12 protein-coding genes and 1 pseudogene are annotated in these 18,006 nt (G+C 71.5%); 7 read left to right on the forward strand and 6 right to left on the reverse strand.

Annotated elements, in window-relative coordinates:
• Positions 1-179: 179 nt before the first annotated feature.
• Positions 180-560, reverse strand: coding sequence for a PaaI family thioesterase (locus FLW16_RS02155; protein ID WP_142557333.1), 381 nt, complete (start codon positions 558-560; stop codon positions 180-182).
• A 98-nt stretch (positions 561-658) separates the two neighbouring features.
• On the opposite strand from FLW16_RS02155, the gene polA reads away from it, so the two are divergent.
• Positions 659-3,340, forward strand: coding sequence for a DNA polymerase I (polA, locus tag FLW16_RS02160; RefSeq protein WP_142556990.1), 2,682 nt, complete (start codon positions 659-661; stop codon positions 3,338-3,340).
• A 78-nt stretch (positions 3,341-3,418) separates the two neighbouring features.
• Here polA and FLW16_RS02165 read toward each other — a convergent pair whose 3' ends face one another.
• A complete protein-coding gene (locus FLW16_RS02165; RefSeq protein ID WP_221890842.1) occupies positions 3,419-4,240 on the reverse strand; it encodes a DUF2127 domain-containing protein in 822 nt (273 codons plus the stop codon).
• A gap of 74 nt (positions 4,241-4,314) precedes the next feature.
• Between FLW16_RS02165 and FLW16_RS02170 the strand changes: the two genes are divergently transcribed.
• From FLW16_RS02170 to coaE, 4 genes and pseudogenes are all read left to right on the forward strand, one after another.
• Positions 4,315-5,361 (forward strand): polysaccharide deacetylase family protein, encoded by a 1,047-nt coding sequence (locus tag FLW16_RS02170; protein ID WP_142556994.1) that lies wholly within the window; start codon positions 4,315-4,317, stop codon positions 5,359-5,361.
• 199 nt (positions 5,362-5,560) lie between these two features.
• Complete coding sequence (gene rpsA / locus FLW16_RS02175) at positions 5,561-7,024, forward strand: 30S ribosomal protein S1 (protein WP_142556996.1); 1,464 nt, start codon at positions 5,561-5,563, stop codon at positions 7,022-7,024.
• A gap of 193 nt (positions 7,025-7,217) precedes the next feature.
• A pseudogene (locus tag FLW16_RS02180) lies at positions 7,218-7,733 on the forward strand (GNAT family N-acetyltransferase); the annotation flags it as partial.
• 10 nt (positions 7,734-7,743) lie between these two features.
• Positions 7,744-8,349: a dephospho-CoA kinase gene (gene coaE / locus FLW16_RS02185; protein WP_142557000.1), complete on the forward strand. Its 606-nt coding sequence runs from the start codon at positions 7,744-7,746 to the stop codon at positions 8,347-8,349.
• Between the two features lie 228 nt (positions 8,350-8,577).
• On the opposite strand, the gene FLW16_RS02190 is transcribed toward coaE, so the two are convergent.
• The 3 genes from FLW16_RS02190 to FLW16_RS02200 all read right to left on the reverse strand — a co-directional run bounded on the left by FLW16_RS02190 (position 8,578) and on the right by FLW16_RS02200 (position 10,613).
• Positions 8,578-8,778 (reverse strand): hypothetical protein, encoded by a 201-nt coding sequence (locus FLW16_RS02190; protein ID WP_142557002.1) that lies wholly within the window; start codon positions 8,776-8,778, stop codon positions 8,578-8,580.
• Positions 8,759-9,952, reverse strand: a complete 1,194-nt coding sequence (locus tag FLW16_RS02195; RefSeq protein WP_221890843.1) for an SRPBCC family protein — start codon at positions 9,950-9,952, stop codon at positions 8,759-8,761. Before FLW16_RS02195 ends, FLW16_RS02190 begins: the two co-directional genes overlap by 20 nt.
• Positions 9,953-10,019: 67 nt before the next feature.
• Positions 10,020-10,613: a TetR/AcrR family transcriptional regulator gene (locus FLW16_RS02200; RefSeq protein WP_260614778.1), complete on the reverse strand. Its 594-nt coding sequence runs from the start codon at positions 10,611-10,613 to the stop codon at positions 10,020-10,022.
• Between the two features lie 141 nt (positions 10,614-10,754).
• Here FLW16_RS02200 and FLW16_RS02205 point away from each other — a divergent pair, with 141 nt between their 5' ends.
• The gene (locus FLW16_RS02205; protein WP_142557004.1) at positions 10,755-11,591 is read left to right on the forward strand and encodes an alpha/beta fold hydrolase; all 837 of its coding nucleotides are present in this window, start codon (positions 10,755-10,757) and stop codon (positions 11,589-11,591) included.
• Positions 11,584-12,144 carry a TetR/AcrR family transcriptional regulator gene (locus tag FLW16_RS02210; protein WP_142557006.1) on the forward strand — a complete coding sequence of 187 codons (561 nt, stop codon included), beginning with the start codon at positions 11,584-11,586 and terminating at the stop codon, positions 12,142-12,144. Before FLW16_RS02205 ends, FLW16_RS02210 begins: the two co-directional genes overlap by 8 nt.
• Here the strand turns inward: FLW16_RS02210 and FLW16_RS02215 are convergent.
• A complete protein-coding gene (locus FLW16_RS02215) occupies positions 12,141-17,933 on the reverse strand; it encodes a TIR domain-containing protein (protein WP_142557008.1) in 5,793 nt (1,930 codons plus the stop codon). The genes FLW16_RS02210 and FLW16_RS02215 overlap by 4 nt on opposite strands.
• Positions 17,934-18,006 lie beyond the last annotated feature (73 nt).

Below are 18,006 nucleotides of genomic sequence, written 5' to 3' on the forward strand. Positions count from 1 at the left end.
GCACGTTGTCTACTCGGTCTTCCCACGGGCTCTGGAGCCACAACGGTAGCGACCGGAGCGACTCCCGTGCAAAGAGAGTCGCAAGCCGTTCCGTTATCAGGCCCAATGCGTCGTAAGGGGTTTTCGTGGTGGTTGCCCGGCCGGCTCGCGGGCGAGCGCGCCCCGAGAGCCGGGCGGCCTCAGGGAGCGTCCCTGAGCATGCAGGTCAGACGGGCCGTGCAGACCGCCCGGCCCTGGTCGTCGGTGATCTCGATGGCGTACGTCGCGAGCGTGCGCCCGCCGTGCACGCGGGTGGCGACGGCGGTGACGTGTCCCGAGGTGGCGGAGCGGTGGTGGGTGGCGTTGATCTCGATGCCGACGGCGATCCTGCCCGCGCCGGCGTGCAGGGCGGCGCCGGTCGAGCCGAGGGTCTCGGCCAGCACGCAGGACGCGCCGCCGTGCAGAAGCCCGTACGGCTGCGTGTTGCCCTTGACGGGCATCCGGCCGACCACCCGCTCGGCGCTGGCCTCCAGGATCTCGAGGCCCATCCGCTGGTGCAGGTGGTCCCCGGGCGCGTTCATCGACGCCACGAACTCCTCGGGATTCGTCAAGGTCAAGGGGACGCCTCCTGTGGGAAGAGCACGGGTTTTCTGTCGTACAGGGAGACTAGGCTGCGGATGTGCCGAAGAGTGAAGCGACCCCCACCCGTCCGTGTCTGTTGCTGCTGGATGGGCATTCTCTTGCTTATCGCGCGTTCTACGCGTTGAAGGACGCGAACCTCATGACCACCGACGGTCAGCACACCGAGGCGGTGTACGGCTTCACCTCGATGCTGGCCAACATCCTGCGCGATGAGCAGCCGAGTCACGTCGCGGTGTGCTTCGACCGGAGCGAGCCGACCTTCAGGCACGAGGCGTACGACGGCTACAAGGCCAACAGGGCGGAGACCCCCGAGGACTTCCGCGGCCAGGTGCAGCTCATCTTCGAGCTGCTCGACGCGCTGCGGATCCCCCGCATGTCCGTGGCCGGCTTCGAGGCGGACGATCTGATCGCGACGCTGGCGACGCGGGCCTCCGGCGAAGGCATGAACGTGCTCATCGTGACCGGCGACCGCGACGCGCTCCAGCTCGTGGACGACAAGGTCACGGTGCTGATGACCAGGCGGGGCATCAGCGACATGACCCGCTTCACCCCCGAGGCCGTGGTGGAGAAGTACGGCCTCACCCCGGCGCAGTACCCCGACTTCGCGGCCCTGCGCGGCGACCCCAGTGACAACCTGCCGAGCATCCCGAGCGTGGGGGAGAAGACCGCCACCAAGTGGATCTCCGAGTACGGCTCGCTGGACGAGCTGGTCCGGCGGGCCGACGAGGTGAAGGGCAAGGTCGGCGACAAGCTCCGCGAGCACCTCGGCCAGGTGATCCACAACCGGATGCTGACCGAGCTGAAGCGCGACGCCCCGGTCGACGCCGAGGTGTCCGCGCTGACGATGGGCCTGTGGGACCGCGAGGAGGTCAACAAGCTCCTCGACGCGCTGCAGATCCGCGGCGAGCTGCGCGAGCGCCTGTTCAAGACCCTCGGCACCACGGAACCGGAGGTGGGCGAGGGCTTCGAGCTCGAGGTGACCGTGCTCGAGCCGGGCCAGGTGGCCGGCTGGCTGGCCGCCCTCCCCGAGGACCGCGCCGGCCTGGCCTTCCAGGGTGCGTACGGCAGTGGCACCGGGCGCTTCGAGGGCCTGGCGATCGCCTCTTCCGGCGGCGCCGCCTACCTCGACCCCACGCGCCTCACTCAGGAGGACGAGGCGGCGCTGCACGCCTGGCTGGCCGACGACGACAGGCCGAAGGCCGTGCACGACGCCAAGGGGCCGCTGCTCGCGCTGTGGGCGCACGGGCACGACCTGCGCGGCCTCACCTGCGACACGGCGCTCGCCGCGTATCTCGCGATGCCGGGGCAGCGGTCGTTCCCGCTCGACGACCTGGTCCTGCGCTACCTCCACCGCGAGCTGAGGGCGGAGTCCGCGCCCGGCGGGCAGACCTCCCTGTTCGAGGACGCCGACGAGGGCGTGGCCCGGGATCTGGCGCTGCGGGCCCAGGCCGTGCGCGACCTGGCCGACGCGCTGGAGGCCCACCTGTCCAAGCGCGGCGGCACCCGGCTGGTGACCGAGGTCGAGCTCCCGCTGGTGCGGGTGCTGGCCGAGCTGGAGCGGGCCGGCATCGCCGCCGACCGGCAGTACTTCGCGGCGCTGGAGGCCGAGTTCGGCGCGGCCGTCAAGCAGGCGGTCGAGGCCGCCCACCAGGCGGTGGGGGAGCAGTTCAACCTCGGCTCGCCCAAGCAGTTGCAGGAGATCCTGTTCGGCAAGCTCGGCCTGCCCAAGACCAAGAAGATCAAGACGGGCTACACGACCGACGCCGACGCGCTCGCCTGGCTGGCCCAGCAGACCGACAACGAGCTGCCGGTGATCCTGCTGCGCCACCGTGACCAGACCAAGCTGCGCACCACGGTCGAGGGCCTGATCAAGGAGATCGCCGACGACGGGCGGATCCACACCACGTTCAACCAGATCGTGGCGGCCACCGGGCGCCTGTCGAGCGAGAAGCCCAACCTGCAGAACATCCCGATCCGCACCGTCGAGGGCCGGCGCATCCGCAAGGGCTTCGTGGTGGGGGAGGGCTACGACACGCTGCTGACGGCCGACTACAGCCAGATCGAGCTGCGGATCATGGCGCACCTGTCCCGGGACGAGTCGCTGATCGCGGCCTTCGAGTCGGGCCACGACTTCCACCAGGCGACCGCGTCCCGGGTCTTCGACCTGCCCCCGGAGCAGGTGGACGCCGACCTGCGCGCCCGGATCAAGGCCATGAACTACGGTCTGGCCTACGGCCTGTCCGACTTCGGCCTGTCGGGGCAGCTCAACATCCCCGTCGCGGAGGCCAGGGCGCTCAAGGAGGAGTACTTCGAGGAGTTCGGCGGCGTCCGCGACTACTTGGAGTCGATCGTCGCCCAGGCCCGCAAGGACGGCTACACCGAGACCATCCTCGGCCGCCGCCGCTACCTGCCCGACCTGACCAGCGACAACCGGCAGCGCCGGGAGATGGCCGAGCGGATGGCGCTCAACGCGCCCATCCAGGGCTCGGCCGCCGACATCATCAAGGTCGCCATGCTGAACGTGCAGAAGGCGATCGAGGGCATGCGCTCCCGCATGCTGCTCCAGGTCCACGACGAGCTGGTGTTCGAGGTCGCGCCGGGCGAGCTGGAGGAGCTGACCGAGGTCGTGCGCACGCAGATGTGCCGGGCCTACGACCTGAGCGTGCCGCTGGAGGTCAGCGTGGGCGTCGGGACCACCTGGGAGGACGCCGGCCACTGAGCACGGCCCGTTCCGGGTCGTCGCACCGGCCTCATCGCACTGGCCTCATCGCACCGGGCTGGTTCGCCGCGCGGCGGGTCAGGGGCGGCCGGTCGGGCGGGTGGTCGGGCGGGTGGTCGGGCGGGTGGGCCTGTGGTCCCGCTCGGCCAGGGTCAGGCCCGCCTGCTCGACCTCCAGCAGGCTCGCCTCCTGCCGCTCCGACTCGTACGCCGCCCGCCCGCCGCGCAGCCCGAACAGGCGCTTGCTGAGTGCGATGTAGAGCACGGCCGCGATGTTGATCAGGAGGATCACGATCCGGAACGGGCTCACCTTCTCAACGATCTCGTAGATCTCCACCGGGATGAACGCCGAGGTGACGATCACCGAGAAGTACTCGCCCCATCGCCTCAGCAGCCACAGGCCGATCCCCTCGGTCAGCAGCAGGGCCGCGAGGGCGAGCAGGGCGAGGAAGATCCAGGTGAGGGTCGTCGTCCGCGCGCCCAGCGCGGTCCGCAGCGTGTGCACCACCCCGGACTGGTCGAGGTTCCACCCGAGCTTGTGGGCCAGCGGCCTGACCAGCGGGAGGTCCTGGTCGAACGCCCGCCGTACGGCGTCGTGGTGGGCCCGGAACCGCCACACGCCGTACGCTCCCACGATCACGAGCACGGCCTTGGCCCAGCGGAAGACGGCGATCAGCCGTAGCACGGCGGCGTCCCGCAGCGCCCGGCCCCGCAGCACGACGGGCGCGTCGCCGGCCGGTCCGGCCCCGTGCGGAGGGCCCAGGGTGAAGTCGCCGCAGCGCAGGCAGCGCCACGCCTCGCCCAGCGCGGTCTCGGCGCGCAGGCGGCCCCGCAGCGCCTCCTCGTCCGGGGCGTACGTCACGTGCCCGTGCCGTCCGCAGGCACGCAGGCTCCAGTCCACAGGAAAATTGCAACACATGCGAATACGGACACGTCGGGCAGTAAGGTCAAATAACTGTGCGCAACCTTGCCCGAATGACTGCAATCGCCAATGTCGTCGTTGTCGTGATCGGTCTTGTCGCGCTCGTGCTGCTGCCCCGCTCCACCGGCGAGGAACGGTCACAGGTGCGGGCGCAGCCGCGGTCGCCGTCGCCCAAGCCCAGCGCGGCCCCGCAGAAGGCGACCGCCGAATCGGCCAGGAAGGTCAAGGCGAACGAGGCCGGCCTGGTGCCCGTGATCATGTACCACCGCATCCTGCCCAAGCGGCTGGCGTCCATCGACCGGACCCCCGCCCAGCTGCGCAAGGAACTGGAGCGCCTGGCCAAGGACGGCTACGTGCCGATCACCGCGGCCGAACTGGTCGCCAGGAAGATCGACATCCCGGCCGGGACCCATCCGGTCGTCCTGACCTTCGACGACGGCCACCCCAGCCACTTCGCGATGGACCAGCACGGCATGCCGAGGAACGACACGGCCGTCGGCATCATCTACGAGGTCGCGGCGAAGTATCCGAACTTCCGGCCGACCGCCACCTTCTGGGTCAACCGCGACCCCTTCGGCCTGCGTGACCGGGAGAGGCAGAAACAGGCGGTGAAGTGGCTGGTCGACCACGGCTTCGAGGTGGCCAACCACACCTACTCCCATCCCGATCTCCGCCGGCTCTCCAACAAGCGGGTCGGCGAGCAGATCGTCCGGCAGGAGCGGCTGCTGAAGAAGATCGGCGCGCCGGCCTCGACGACCTTCGCGCTGCCGTACGGGTCGCGGCCGAGGAAGCTGAGCAGGGCGCACGACGGCACGTGGGACGGCACCCGCTATCACTTCGACGCCGTCTTCCTGGCCGGGGCGCAGCCCACGGTTTCGCCCTACGCGAAAAGTTTCCCGCGATACGCGATCCCGAGGATCCAGTCCAACGGGAAACACGGCGAATGCCGGCGCTGGTGCACGACCTACTGGCTCGACTGGCTCGACAAACACCCAGGAGAGCGTTATACGTCGGATGGGGATCCGGCCCGGGTGTCGGTGCCGCGTAAACTCCGGGCAACGCTCTCACCGGCGCGGGCGAAGTCGGTGATCACGTACTAGGTGTTCGTCTGGTTGCCTCGGATTGACCCAGCTCGCTCCGTCTCATATGCTGATCGCTGCGCTGTGGGCTCGCGCGCGTCACGGACGGAGCGGGCTCGCGCTCGGTCATCTGGTGGCTACCAGGAACATCCGGTGAACGAAAACGGCCCGCCGCGCTTCTGTCACAACGACATCTGTCCGGTTCGGAGCAATTCCACACATGACGAGCAGCACTGAGGCCACCTCGAGCACCCCGCAGGTAGCGGTCAACGACATCGGTTCCGAGGAGGCCTTCCTCGCCGCGATCGACGAGACCATCAAGTACTTCAACGACGGAGACATCGTTGAAGGCACCGTTGTCAAGGTCGATCGAGACGAGGTCTTGCTCGACATTGGCTACAAGACCGAGGGCGTTATCCCGTCGCGCGAGCTCTCGATCAAGCACGATGTCGACCCGGCCGAGGTTGTCGAGGTCGGAGAGCACGTCGAGGCCCTGGTTCTCCAGAAGGAGGACAAGGAAGGCCGTCTCATCCTGTCCAAGAAGCGCGCCCAGTACGAGCGCGCCTGGGGCACGATCGAGAAGATCAAGGACGAGGACGGCATCGTCACCGGCACGGTCATCGAGGTCGTCAAGGGTGGCCTGATCCTCGACATCGGTCTGCGCGGCTTCCTCCCCGCCTCCCTGGTGGAGATGCGCCGCGTCCGCGACCTGCAGCCGTACGTCGGGCGCGAGCTCGAGGCCAAGATCATCGAGCTGGACAAGAACCGCAACAACGTGGTCCTGTCCCGCCGTGCCTGGCTGGAGCAGACGCAGTCCGAGGTTCGCCAGACGTTCCTCAACACCCTCCAGAAGGGCCAGGTCCGCAAGGGCGTCGTGTCCTCGATCGTCAACTTCGGTGCGTTCGTGGACCTCGGCGGCGTCGACGGCCTGGTGCACGTGTCCGAGCTGTCCTGGAAGCACATCGACCACCCGTCCGAGGTCGTCGAGGTGGGCCAGGAGGTCACGGTCGAGGTTCTCGACGTCGACATGGAGCGCGAGCGGGTCTCGCTGTCGCTCAAGGCGACGCAGGAGGACCCGTGGCAGCAGTTCGCCCGGACCCACCAGATCGGCCAGGTCGTGCCCGGCCGCGTCACCAAGCTGGTGCCGTTCGGTGCCTTCGTCCGGGTCGAGGAGGGCATCGAGGGCCTGGTCCACATCTCCGAGCTGGCCGAGCGCCACGTGGAGATCCCGGAGCAGGTCGTGCAGGTCGGCGACGAGATCTTCGTGAAGATCATCGACATCGACCTGGACCGCCGCCGCATCTCGCTGTCCCTCAAGCAGGCCAACGAGGGTGTCGGTGCCGAGGTCGAGTTCGACCCCACGCTGTACGGCATGGCGGCGACCTACGACGACCAGGGCAACTACATCTACCCCGAGGGCTTCGACGCCGAGACCGGCGAGTGGCTCGAGGGCTTCGACAAGCAGCGTGAGGAGTGGGAGCGGCAGTACGCCGAGGCCCAGGCCCGCTTCGAGGCGCACCGCTCGCAGATCGAGAAGGCCCGCCAGGAGGAGGCGGCGGCCAGCGAGGCCGCTCCGTCGTCCTACAGCGGCGAGACCACCTCGCAGTCCAGCGGCGGCGGCGCCCTCGCCTCCGACGAGGCCCTCGCCGCCCTGCGCGAGAAGCTGGCGGGCGGCCAGAGCTGACATCCGGTCTCCGACCGGAGGTCGAGCCGAGTCCTCCACAGCACCACGAAAGGCCCCGCTCCGGCGGGGCCTTTCCCCTTTCCGCGGTCCTTCGCGACCGGGGGGACACCCTTCCCCCGAAGCGTGGACGGCTCGGACAACGTGATCCTGCGGTACGCGGTGGCCGGCCGCGGCGAGTGACCTCCGGGAACCGGCCCGTGCCCGGCGGAGGCAGGGTGCCGATAGGGTGGCCCCCGTGGTGGAGATCGCGAGAGCCGTGCCCGCGGACGCGGGGGAGCTCCTCACCCTGCAGCGGGCCGCGTACGTGACCGAGGCACAGCTCTACGGGGACCCGTTCATCGCGCCGCTCGTCGAGTCGCTCGACCAGATGCGTACGGTGATCGAGATGGCGGTCGTGCTGAAGGCGACGGACGGCGGGCGGCTGGTCGGCGCGGTCCGGGGCCAGATGTCCGGTTCGACCTGCCTGGTGGGCCGTCTCGTGGTCGCGCCCGACCGGCAGGGGCAGGGGATCGGCAGTGCGCTGCTGGCCGCGATCCACGAGGCCGTGCCCGAGGCGACGGTGTTCGACCTGTTCACAGGGCACCTGTCGGAGGGCAACCTGCGGCTCTACCGCCGCCTCGGTTATCGGGAGACCCAGCGGGAACGGGTGCAGGACCACCTGACGCTGGTCCACCTGCGCCGGGAGCGCCTGCACCAGTCCGCCCGATAGGCTGCGGGACGTGCTGAAAGTTGGGCTCACGGGCGGCATAGGTTCGGGCAAGAGCGAGGTGTCGCGCCGGCTCGCGGCGCGCGGCGCCGTCGTCGTCGACGCGGACAAGATCGCCAGAGAGGTCGTGGAGCCCGGCACCCCCGGGCTCGCGGAGATCGTCGAGGCGTTCGGCGAGGACGTGCTCCGCCCCGACGGCACGCTCGACCGGGAACGGCTCGGCGCGATCGTCTTCGCAGACGCCGAGAAGCTGAAGGTCCTCAACGGGATCGTCCATCCGAAGGTGGGCGAGCGCAGCGAGCAGCTCCAGCGAGAGGCCCCGGACGACGCGGTCGTCGTCTACGACGTGCCGCTGCTGGCCGAGAACAACCTGGCCCCCCTGTACGACGTGGTGATCGTCGTGGACACACCGGACGAGGTGCGGCTGGAGCGTCTGCTGCGGTTTCGCGGCATGCCGGAGGCGGACGCCCGCGCTCGGATCGCCGCCCAGGCCTCCCGCGAGGACCGGCTGAGGATCGCCGACATCGTGATCCGCAACGAGGGTTCCCTGGACGACCTGGACGCCCAGGTCGACAAGGTCTGGCAGGACCTGGGCGCCCGGGTCTCCTCGAAGGCCTGAGCGGGCTGCCCATGCCCCGGAATCGCATGGGCGACGACCTCGTTAGGAATCTACAGCGTAAAGCCGACGGGCGTCCCAGCACCTCCGCGCCGAGCCGGGCGGGACCGATCGCGATGCCGTCGGCGGGATCGCCGCGCAGGCTCATTCCGGTCACGCCCGGGCGGTCCGAGGCGTGGACCCGGACCGATCCGCCGGGCCACGACAGGTCCAGGGCGGAGTCGTCTCCAGTCACCCGGGCCCCAGCGGTTCCCCGAAGACGAGCCGGAAGAACGCGAGGTCCGTCGACGCGATATGCGTGGCCCCCAGCCGTGCGACCGCGCCCGGTGCGGTCTCCCACAGCCGGGCCCGCCACAGCCGGGCCCGCCACAGCGGCTCGGTGGCTCCCCGGGAGCTGGGGAAGTCCTCGACGTCACGGGTACGACTCGACAACAGCCGGTCGGCCGGCGGGTAGGTCCGGTCGGACTGCGCCTTCCACCCACGACCGGTAGGCGTCGAGGACCAGGCCGTGGAAGTGATGCACGCCGTGTTCGGACAGCCCTGAGCCGGACGGGTCGTAGACGATGCGGCCCTGGTCGAAGGCCGGGGTGTTCATGCCACGCTGGACGCTCTCCACGATGGTGATGTCCTGCTGCTGCAGCACCTCGTCGATGTATCGCACCGCCTCCACCTCGGCGTCCATGAGCTCGGCCGTCTCGAAGTAGAAGTCCCAGGTCTCCAGGGTGCGGTCGGGACCGGCCGGAATGATCTGCAGGACCATGAAGTTGCCGCGGCCGGGGTAGCGCAGCAGACAGGTGTTGGGCCACAGCCACCACACCGCGTGCTGCGTGACCGAGGCGCCCGCGACGTCGTACGCGGCGTTCTCCTGCTTGCCGGCCTCGGCGAAGTGGCTCGACCAGATGCCGTGGGTCTTCACCTCGTAGGTGTCCATGTCGACGAGGTCGACGAACTCCTTGTGGGCGATGTGACAGTGGTAGCACTCCAGGAAGTTGTCGACGACGTTCTTCCAGTTCGACGCGATGTCGTAGGTCAGCCGCTTCGCGTGGGTCAGTCCGGCCACGTCGGGGGCCCACTTGGCGATGTCGGCCGCCAGATCACCGGCCTGCTCGGCCAGGGGAGCGGCGCCCGGGTCCAGGTTCACGTAGACGAAGCCGCCGAACTCCTCCACCAGCACCTGGTCGAGGCAGATCTCGCTCTTGTCGAAGTCCTCCATCTTGTCGGCGCGACGAGCCGCCTTCAACTGCCCGTCCAGGCCGTAGGTCCACGCGTGGTAGGGGCAGACGATGTTGCGCGTGGTGCCGGAGCCGGTGAGCAGTTCATGGGCACGGTGCTTGCAGACGTTGTAGAACGCGCGCAGCGCTCCGTCACGATCACGCACGATCGCGATCGGCATGCCGGCCACGGTGGCCGACACGTAGCTGCCGGGCGACGAGAGCTTCTCCACGTGGCAGACCCACTGCCAGGTGCGGGCGAAGATCGCCCGGACGTCGACGCCGAGCCACCGCGGGTCCGTGTACGCCTCCGCCCGCAGCGACATCGATCGTCCTGGGTCCTGGTGGAATCCGGTGCCGACGCGGCGTACGTCGGCCATCGTGACTGGTGCCATGGTGGGAGCATACGAAGGACTGAACGATCGTTCAATATATCCCTGGACGTTCGTTCAAAGCCGCCGGTCAGTCGGCGAGTGCGATCTCCTCGCAGCGAGCGACGCTCCTGCTGATGGAGGCGCGGTCGAGCCCGAGCAGGGCCGTGAGCCACAGACCGTTCTGGATGACGTCGATGTCGGCGGCCCGCTTGCCGCACTCGTCGGGTGACAGCTCGGGGCGAGCCGCGCCGATGAGGGCGGCAAGCCCGGCTCGGTAGCGTTTCTGGGCCTCCGTGTTGATGCGCTCGAAGTCCTCGTGGGCCTGGGCGAGCGCCCAGAGCTGAAGCCGCAGGGACAGGTACTCCGTCGTCAGGAACTCCGGGTCGGCCACCCGCGTCAGCGCGGCACGCAGCCGATCTTCCGGTTCGAGAGTGAGGTCCGGCTCGACCAGCGCGATGTCCTGCTCCTCGATGCGGTGCAGGGCCGCACGGATCAGGCTCGTCTTGTCCTCGTAGTGGTAGTTCACCAGCCCCAGCGAGACCCCGGCCTCACGGGCGACGGCACGCATGCTGACCCCGGATATGCCCTGCAGGGACAGGAGCCGGAGCACCGCCTCGAGGATCCGCGCCTGCCGGTCGACTTTCTCATCGGCGTCCATCGCGCGTACGGGCCTCGGGCTCACGTCCACAACCTTAGTAGCGGCGGGAAGGTCGGGAGCTGCCGTCACTCGCATCCATGCCCCAACTGGTGGACGGGCCCGTCTTGACGCATCTCGGCTAATGCCATTAGCCTTTTAGCTATGCATATGAGCCTGGAGGGCGGCATGACGGAGTTCTTGAAGATCGACGGCGGCGAGATCGCGTACGACGTGACCGGGGAGGGCCCGCTGGTCGTGATGGTCCCCGGCATGGGGATCACGCGGAACACCTACCGATTCCTCGCCCCGGCGCTGGCCGCCGCCGGGTATCGCGTGGCGACCATGGACCTGCGCGGGCACGGCGAGTCGAGCCTCGGCTGGGACTCCTACCCCCGCACCGACACCGCCGACGACATCGTCGCCCTGATCGAGCACCTGGGCGGGCCCGCCGTCGTCGTCGGGCACTCCTTCGCCGGGGGATCCGCCACCATCGCGGCGGCGCGGCGGCCCGAACTGGTCACCGCCATCGTGGAGATCGGCCCCTTCACCCGCGCCCAGAAGCCCGACCTGGGCGGCCTGCTGCGCAACGCCCACCATCGCCGGGGCATGACGCGGCTCATGAGCGCGGGGCTGCTGCGCAGCGTCGGGCTGTGGAAGAGCTACCTCGATTACGCCTACCCCGGCGTCAAGCCCGCGGACTGGGCCGGCTATCTGGCGGCGCTGGAGAAGGATCTGCGCAGGCCCGGCCGGATGGCCGTGGTCAGCACGATGGGCTTTGCCGCGCCCACGGACGCCGGGGCCCACCTGGGCGGCATCCGCTGTCCCGCCCTGGTCGTCATGGGCACCCGCGACCCCGACTGGGCCGACCCCCGCGCCGAGGCGGACGGGATCGTCGCCGGCATGCCGGCCGGGCTCGGGAAAGTGGTGATGATCGAGGGCGCCGGGCACTACCCGCACGCGCAGTACCCCGACGAGGTCGCCGCCGCGATGCTCGCCTTCCTCGGGGAGCGGGCCCGTGGCTAGGGCGGCGCTGTCCCCGGACGCCGTCGTCGACCTCGCGCTGCGGATCGTGGACGAGGAGGGCCCCGACGCGCTCACCCTGTCCGCGGTGGCCGGGCGCGCGGGGGTCGCCACCCCCTCGCTCTACAAGCACGTGCGCAACCTCGCCGAGCTGCGGGTCCTGGTCTCCGGGCGGGTGCTGGGCGAGCTGACGGAGGTCGCGAGCGAGGCGGTGCTCGGCCGGTCCGGCGACGAGGCGCTGCGCGCACTGATGGCCGGCTGGCGCTCCTACGCCGCCCGGCATCCGCGCCGTTACTCGGCCCTGATCCAGGCGCCCCGGCCGGAGACGGCCGAGGCGGGAGACCGGCTGATCGGCATCATCCTCGCCGCGCTGCGGGCGTACGGCCTGGAGGGCTCGGCCGCGATCCACGCGGTCCGCTGCCTGCGCGCCGCCATGCACGGCTTCGCGGTCCTGGAGGCGGCGGGCGCCTTCCAGCTCGCCGAGGACCTCGACGAGAGCCACGCCCTGCTGACGCACATGGTCGTGTCCGGGTTCCGCAGGGCGCCCGAGGCCTAGAACGGCTCGTCCAGGGCCAGCCGCCTGACCTCGGGCAGGTATTCGTCCAGCTCGCCGGGCTCGAACCGGCACATGCCGATCACGTACCAGAACTGGCCCGTCACGTCGCCCTCCAGCTTGTACAGCCCGCCGGGCGAGAACGCGGCCCATCCCTCCGGCAGGCCGAGCAGCGTGGCGCGGCGTTCGCGCCGGGGGACGTCCCACAGGATCACCACGCCGTCGTCCCCGGCGCTGGCGAGCAGGTCGCCCGACGGGTGGAACGCGACCGACCAGATCCGGCGGCCGTGACCGGCGAGGGCGCCGACGCGCGCGCCGGAGGCCGGGTCCCACAGGTGGACGGCGAGATCGTCCCCGGCCGTGGCCAGCAGGTCGCCCGACGGGCTGAAGGCCGCCGTCCACAGCCGCCCGCCGCCGGCGAGGACGTGCAGGCACTCGCCGGAGGCGACCTCCCACAGGCGGGCGGTGCCGTCGTTGCTCGCGCTCGCCAGCAGGTCGCCCGACGGGGAGAAGGCCACCGCGTACACCCTGTCGTCGTGGCCGCTCAACGTCGCCGTCCACTGGCCGGTCGACACGTCCCAGAGCCGCACGTTGCGGTCGTCGCAGCCGGTGGCCACGAGCCTGCCGTCGGGGCTGAACGCGATCGACCTGACGCGTCCCCGGTGCCCGGCGAGGTTGGCGACCTGCCGCCCGGAGGGGCGGTACCACAGGCGGACGGTGTCGTCGTCGTTCGCGGTGGCCAGCAGTTGCCCGTCGGGGCTGAACGCCTCGGCCCACACATGGTCGGTCTCCACGTTGAGCTCGCGCTCGTACGTCCCGGCCACCGGATTCCACAGGTAGACGCCGCCGTCGTTGCTCGCGGTCGCCAGCAGCGGGCCTGCCGGGCTGAAGACGGCCGACACCAGCCGGTCGGCCGCCCCGGTGAGGGAACGCAGGCGGCGGCCCGTGACCGGGTCCCACAGCCGTACGTAACCGTCGTTGCCGCAGGCGGCCAGCATGCCGCCGTCGGCGGAGAAGCGGACCGACGTGATGCGGCGGCCGTGGCCCCGCAGTGTCTGGACGCACTGACCGCTGTGCGGGTCCCACAGGCGGGCGGTGCCGTCGTTGCTGCAGGTCGCGAGCTGCCGGCCGTCGGGGCGGAACGCGAACGGCCACACGGAGCCCCGGTGCCCGGTCAGCTCGGCACGCGCCTGCCCGGTGCGGTGGTCCCAGATCCGTACGACGCCGTCACTGTCGCCGGTCGCCAGCAGCTCGCCGGTGGGGTCGAACAGGACCTGGTAGACGGCACCGCGGTGCCCCGGCAGGCTGCCGGCGGCCGCGCCCGTGGCAGCGTCCCACAGCCGTACGGCTCCCTCCGTGTCGCCGGAGGCGACCAGCCGGCCCTCGGGGTGGAAGGCGAGCGAGTAGATCCGGCCGGGGTGACCGGTCAGCTCGTGCAGTGCGGCGCCGGTGCGGGGGTCCCAGATGCGCAGCACGCCCTGGCCGTCCCCGGCGGCCAGGCGGGTGCCGTCGGGGCTGAGGACCAGGCGGTAGACGGCTCCGCTGTGGCCGTGGAGGTGGTGGCGCACCTGCCCGGTGGCGAGGTCCCACACGCGGATCGCGCCCGCGCTGTCGCCGGTCACCAGCAGCCCCGGCAGGAACACGGCCGTGTATATCGGGGCGGTGTGGCCCGGCAGCTCCCATGCGAGTTCCCCGGACGCCCAGACCCGCATGACCCCGTCCGCGCCGCCGGCCGCGATCAGGTCGCCCGAGGTGACCACGGGCCACACTCCCTCGGGATGGCCGCGCAGGACGTGCGACGGCTCCCCGGTGGCCGGGTCCCACACCCGGACGGTCCCGTCGCTCGCGCCGGTCACCAGCCCGGCCTCACCGTAGGCGACCTTGTAGACGCGGCCCCGGTGGCCCTGCAGCGTGCGCAGGGCGGACCCGGTGACGCTGTCGCAGACCAGGACGCCGCCGTCCTCCCCGCCCAGGGCGACGACGCCGCCACCGGGGTCGTAGGCGACCGGTTCGGGCAGGCGGCTGCTCTCGAAGTGGTAGCCGTACGGCACGCCGACGACGGCGGGGGCCGGCTCGGCGCCGACCCGGCCGCCGTCCGTCCCGGGGACGGCGGGCGCCACGGCCGCGCCGCGCAGCTCCGGCGCTCCCCGGGGGACGCCGGTGACGTCGATGAGCGCGGCCCGGTCCCAGCGGCTGCCCTCGACGGCGACGTCCCGCAGGTCGGCGCGGGCGAGCCGGGCCCGGGTGAGGTCGGCGCCGCGCAGGTCGGCCCCCACCAGCACGGCCTCGTCCAGGCGCGCCCCGGCCAGCCGGGCGTCCCTGAGCACGGCGTGGGACAGGTCGGCCCCGACGAGCCGGGTGTCGGTCAGGTCGGCGCCGGTGAGGTCCACGCCCTGCAACTCGCGGTAGGACAGGTCCTCGCCGCTGAGCCGGGCTCCGCGCAGGTCGGTCCTGGCCGAGGTGCGCAGCCGGGTGGTCACCTTGATGGCGTTGGCCCGTGCGACGTCGCCGGCGCCGGGGGAGGCGAGCGTGCGCGCCGCCCACGCCTGCAGCCGCGAGGCGTCGGCCAGGTCGCACAGGAAGTCGACGGCCAGCGCCGACAACGGCCGCAGGCCGAGCCCCGGCGCGCGGCCGGCGTCGAGCGATTCCGCGAGGTGCCGGGCCACCAGCCACTCCACGACCGAGGCGTGGATGAACCCGAACAATCCCTCGTCGGTGCGGACCAGCAGGCTGCCGGCTCCGACGGCGTGCACGGCCTGCTCGGGCGTCAGCCGCGCGGCCCCCTGCCCTCCAGCGGCGCCCTGCCCTCCCGCGACTCCGGCGCCGTCCGCGTCGGCCGGGTCTGCGCGCTCCGCCTGCCCGGAACCGGTCCCCGGTCCGTACGGCACGCGGCTCTGCGTGTCTGCGGCCAGGCCGGTGAGCGTGTCGGCGACCTCGGCCAGCTCCGCAGGCCGCAGGTAGGTCTCGCCGGTCTCCCACAGCCGCAGCGCGAGCGTCGTCGCGGCCCGCCACAGCTCCTCGCGGGTCAGCCCGCCCGGGGCTCCGGCCACGCCGCGTACGCGCTCCTCCTCGAAGGCCAGCCAGGTGTCGAGGATCTCCTGGTAGAGACCGGCGGCGCTGATCGCCTCCCCGGCCTGGGCGACGGCGCGCAGCCTTTCGGCGGGCAGGTCGGCGATGAAGCTGAGCATGCGGGGGTTGTGCGCCAGGCCGAGCAGGTCGCCGATGCCCGTGAGCAGGGCCATCCGGTCGTCGGCCGCCTGCTGCGAGCCGTACCGGTTGACCAGGTAGGCGCGGATCTGCTCCTCGGTGAACTCCTCGATGCTGAGCACCCGGCGGTTCGGCAGCAGGCCGACCTTCTCCCCGAGGGCGGTCATCACCTGGCTGCGCGACTTGAAGTGCTGGGTGCGGCCGGCAACGACGATCTTCGCCTTGTCCTCCGCCGCGCGCAGCAGGGTGTCGAGGTGGTCGGCCGCCCGCTCGTACGTCACGCGGGTGACCAGTTCGTCGAAGCCGTCGAACAGCAGCACGATGCGCCCCTGGCGGAGCATGTAGTGGAACGCCTTGAGGTCGATCAGCTCCTCGCCGTGGTTGGCGAGGTGCGCCGCGACCAGCCCGGCGACCGAGTGCGCCTTGTCGAGGGCGCGCAGCTCGATCAGGATCGGCGTGAGGTGCGGCAGCTCGGCGGGGATGCGCCTGGCCACCTCGTGCAGCGAGAACGTCTTGCCCCGGCCGAAGTCGCCGAGCACGAGCGCGAACCGCCCGTGGTCGGCCGCGAGCAGCCGCATCAGCTCGTCGGTCAGGTCGTCGCGCACCTCGCCGCCGGTCCTGTCGAGCTCCCTGAACCGCTGCGGGACGTACAGCTCGGGCGGGTAGCGGCGGTCGCCGCGCAGCCTGGCCGTCTGCCCGGCCACGTAGGACGACAGGTCGAGCAGGCCCTGGAACTCGGTGAAGCTGCGCAGCCGCAGCCCGCGCCGCAGCGCGTCGTCGCGTAACGCCCGGGACGGCTGCGGTCCCTGGTAGACCAGCTCGGCCGCGTGCTCCAGCCCCGCCGCGTGGACATGACCGAGGAACGCCTCGACCCGCGCCTGGTCCAGCTCCCCGGCGTGCGCGCCGATCAGGACCTGGCGGACGAACCCGTCCTCCGGGTGGGTGACGAGCAGGCGCGGCGGGTCGCCCGCCACACGGCGGATCTTGGCCCGTTCGAAGCGGGTCTCGCAGACCTCGGCGATCCGGTCCAGCAGCAGGTCGGCCGGGCCGGCGGGCTCCTCCGGCTCTCGCGCCGGCGGCTCGGGAGCCGCCACGGCCGGGGTCTGCGGCCGCCAGCCGCGCCAGCCGTACGGCAGGGCCTCGGGGTCACCCAGCTCCGGCCGGTCCCTGGTCCACCGGCGCAGCCCCTGCGGCGTGACCTGGAGGATCTGGTGACGGCCCGGGGCGAGCGCGGGCACGCACGGCAGCCCGTCCAGATCCCAGACCTCATCCGGACCGCCGCGCCGGGCGTCCCGCCCGTGGACGAGCAGGTCGAGCCGGGTGCCGAGCAGTCGTTCCAGGGTGGCGGCGTCGCGCAGGCCGGGGCGCGGAGGATGGGCGACGACGCCGATCCGCAGCCATCCCTCGAACGGCCGCAGCCGCTCGGCGAACCACGCCGCCTGGGCCTCGCCGACGAAGCCGTAGTCGTCCTCCTCACGGTGGCTCATCGCGATCGTGGAGTTGATCCCGGCGACGACCGTGCGCAGCTCGGGCAGCTCGAACAGCGTCCACGGCTGGGCGCTGTCGAAGGCCGGGCCGTCGAGGCCCTGGTAGAGCTCGCCGAAGAGCGTGGAGAAGTGCCGCCACTTCGGCCAGTAGGGCGGCTGCGGGCGCACGTCGTCGGCCTCGCACGTCGCGAAGTAGGCCCGGCAGGCCGCCTTGGTGACGTCGCGCGGCCCGGGGACGACCACCAGCCGTCCGGGTTCCAGCCCCAGCAGCACGCGCAGCCCGGTGAGGAACGCCAGCGCCTGCTCGCACTCGCGGATGCTGCCCGACTCGGTGAGGTCGCCGGTCACCATCAGCAGGTCGGGCCTGGGCACCCCGGCGTCGGCGAGGCGGGTCAGATCGGCCCACACGCTCGCCTGCAACTCGCCCGCGTCGAGCGGCTCGTCCGCCTCGGCCAGGCCGCGCCCGAACCGCGGCCCGGCGACGTGCAGCACGGTCACCGAGGAGGCGCCGCCCGCGCGCTCGGCCGTCGGGAACGCCGGTTCGGCGGCCGGGGTGCGCCGGGCCCGGGGCACCCGTACGGCGGGGGGCGCGGGGTCGGCGGGCGGCTGGAGGGCATGCGCGCCCGGCCCCGCAGGGAAGCGGGGCGGCTCGGCCGGCTTGGCCCGGCCGGCCAGCGCCTGCCGGATCCGGGTCAGCAGCAGCCGCCGCGCCTCGGCGGGGTCGGTCACGCCGAGGAGGTCCACCCAGGTGATCGTGGACAGCAGGCCGTCGAGCGGGCAGTCCTCCAGCCGGACCGTCACGAGCTTGTTGGACGGGTTGTCGGGATCGGCGCGCAGCGCCGCCTGCCATTCGAGCCTGCCGTACCGGGAACCCAGGTAGTTGCGGGTGAGCACCGCGACGACCAGGTCGGCCTCGCTGACCCCGCGGTCCATGAAGTCGATGAAGTTGGTGCCCGGCACGAAGTCCCACGCCTGCAGCATCGTGCGATAGCCGGCGGCTTCGAGCTGCCAGGCGATCCACGTCGCCCACCGCTCGTCGGCGGGGGAGTAGCTGACGAAGATCTCGGTCCGCGCGTCCCCCCGCCCCGTGTGCGTCATGGAGCCCAGTATTCCCGCTGCCACCGACGGTTTGGAGGGGTTCGATCATCTCCGCGGGCGGCGAGATAGGGTG

It is taken from the genome of Microbispora sp. KK1-11 (assembly GCF_006874435.1).
Lineage (GTDB): Bacteria > Actinomycetota > Actinomycetes > Streptosporangiales > Streptosporangiaceae > Microbispora > Microbispora catharanthi.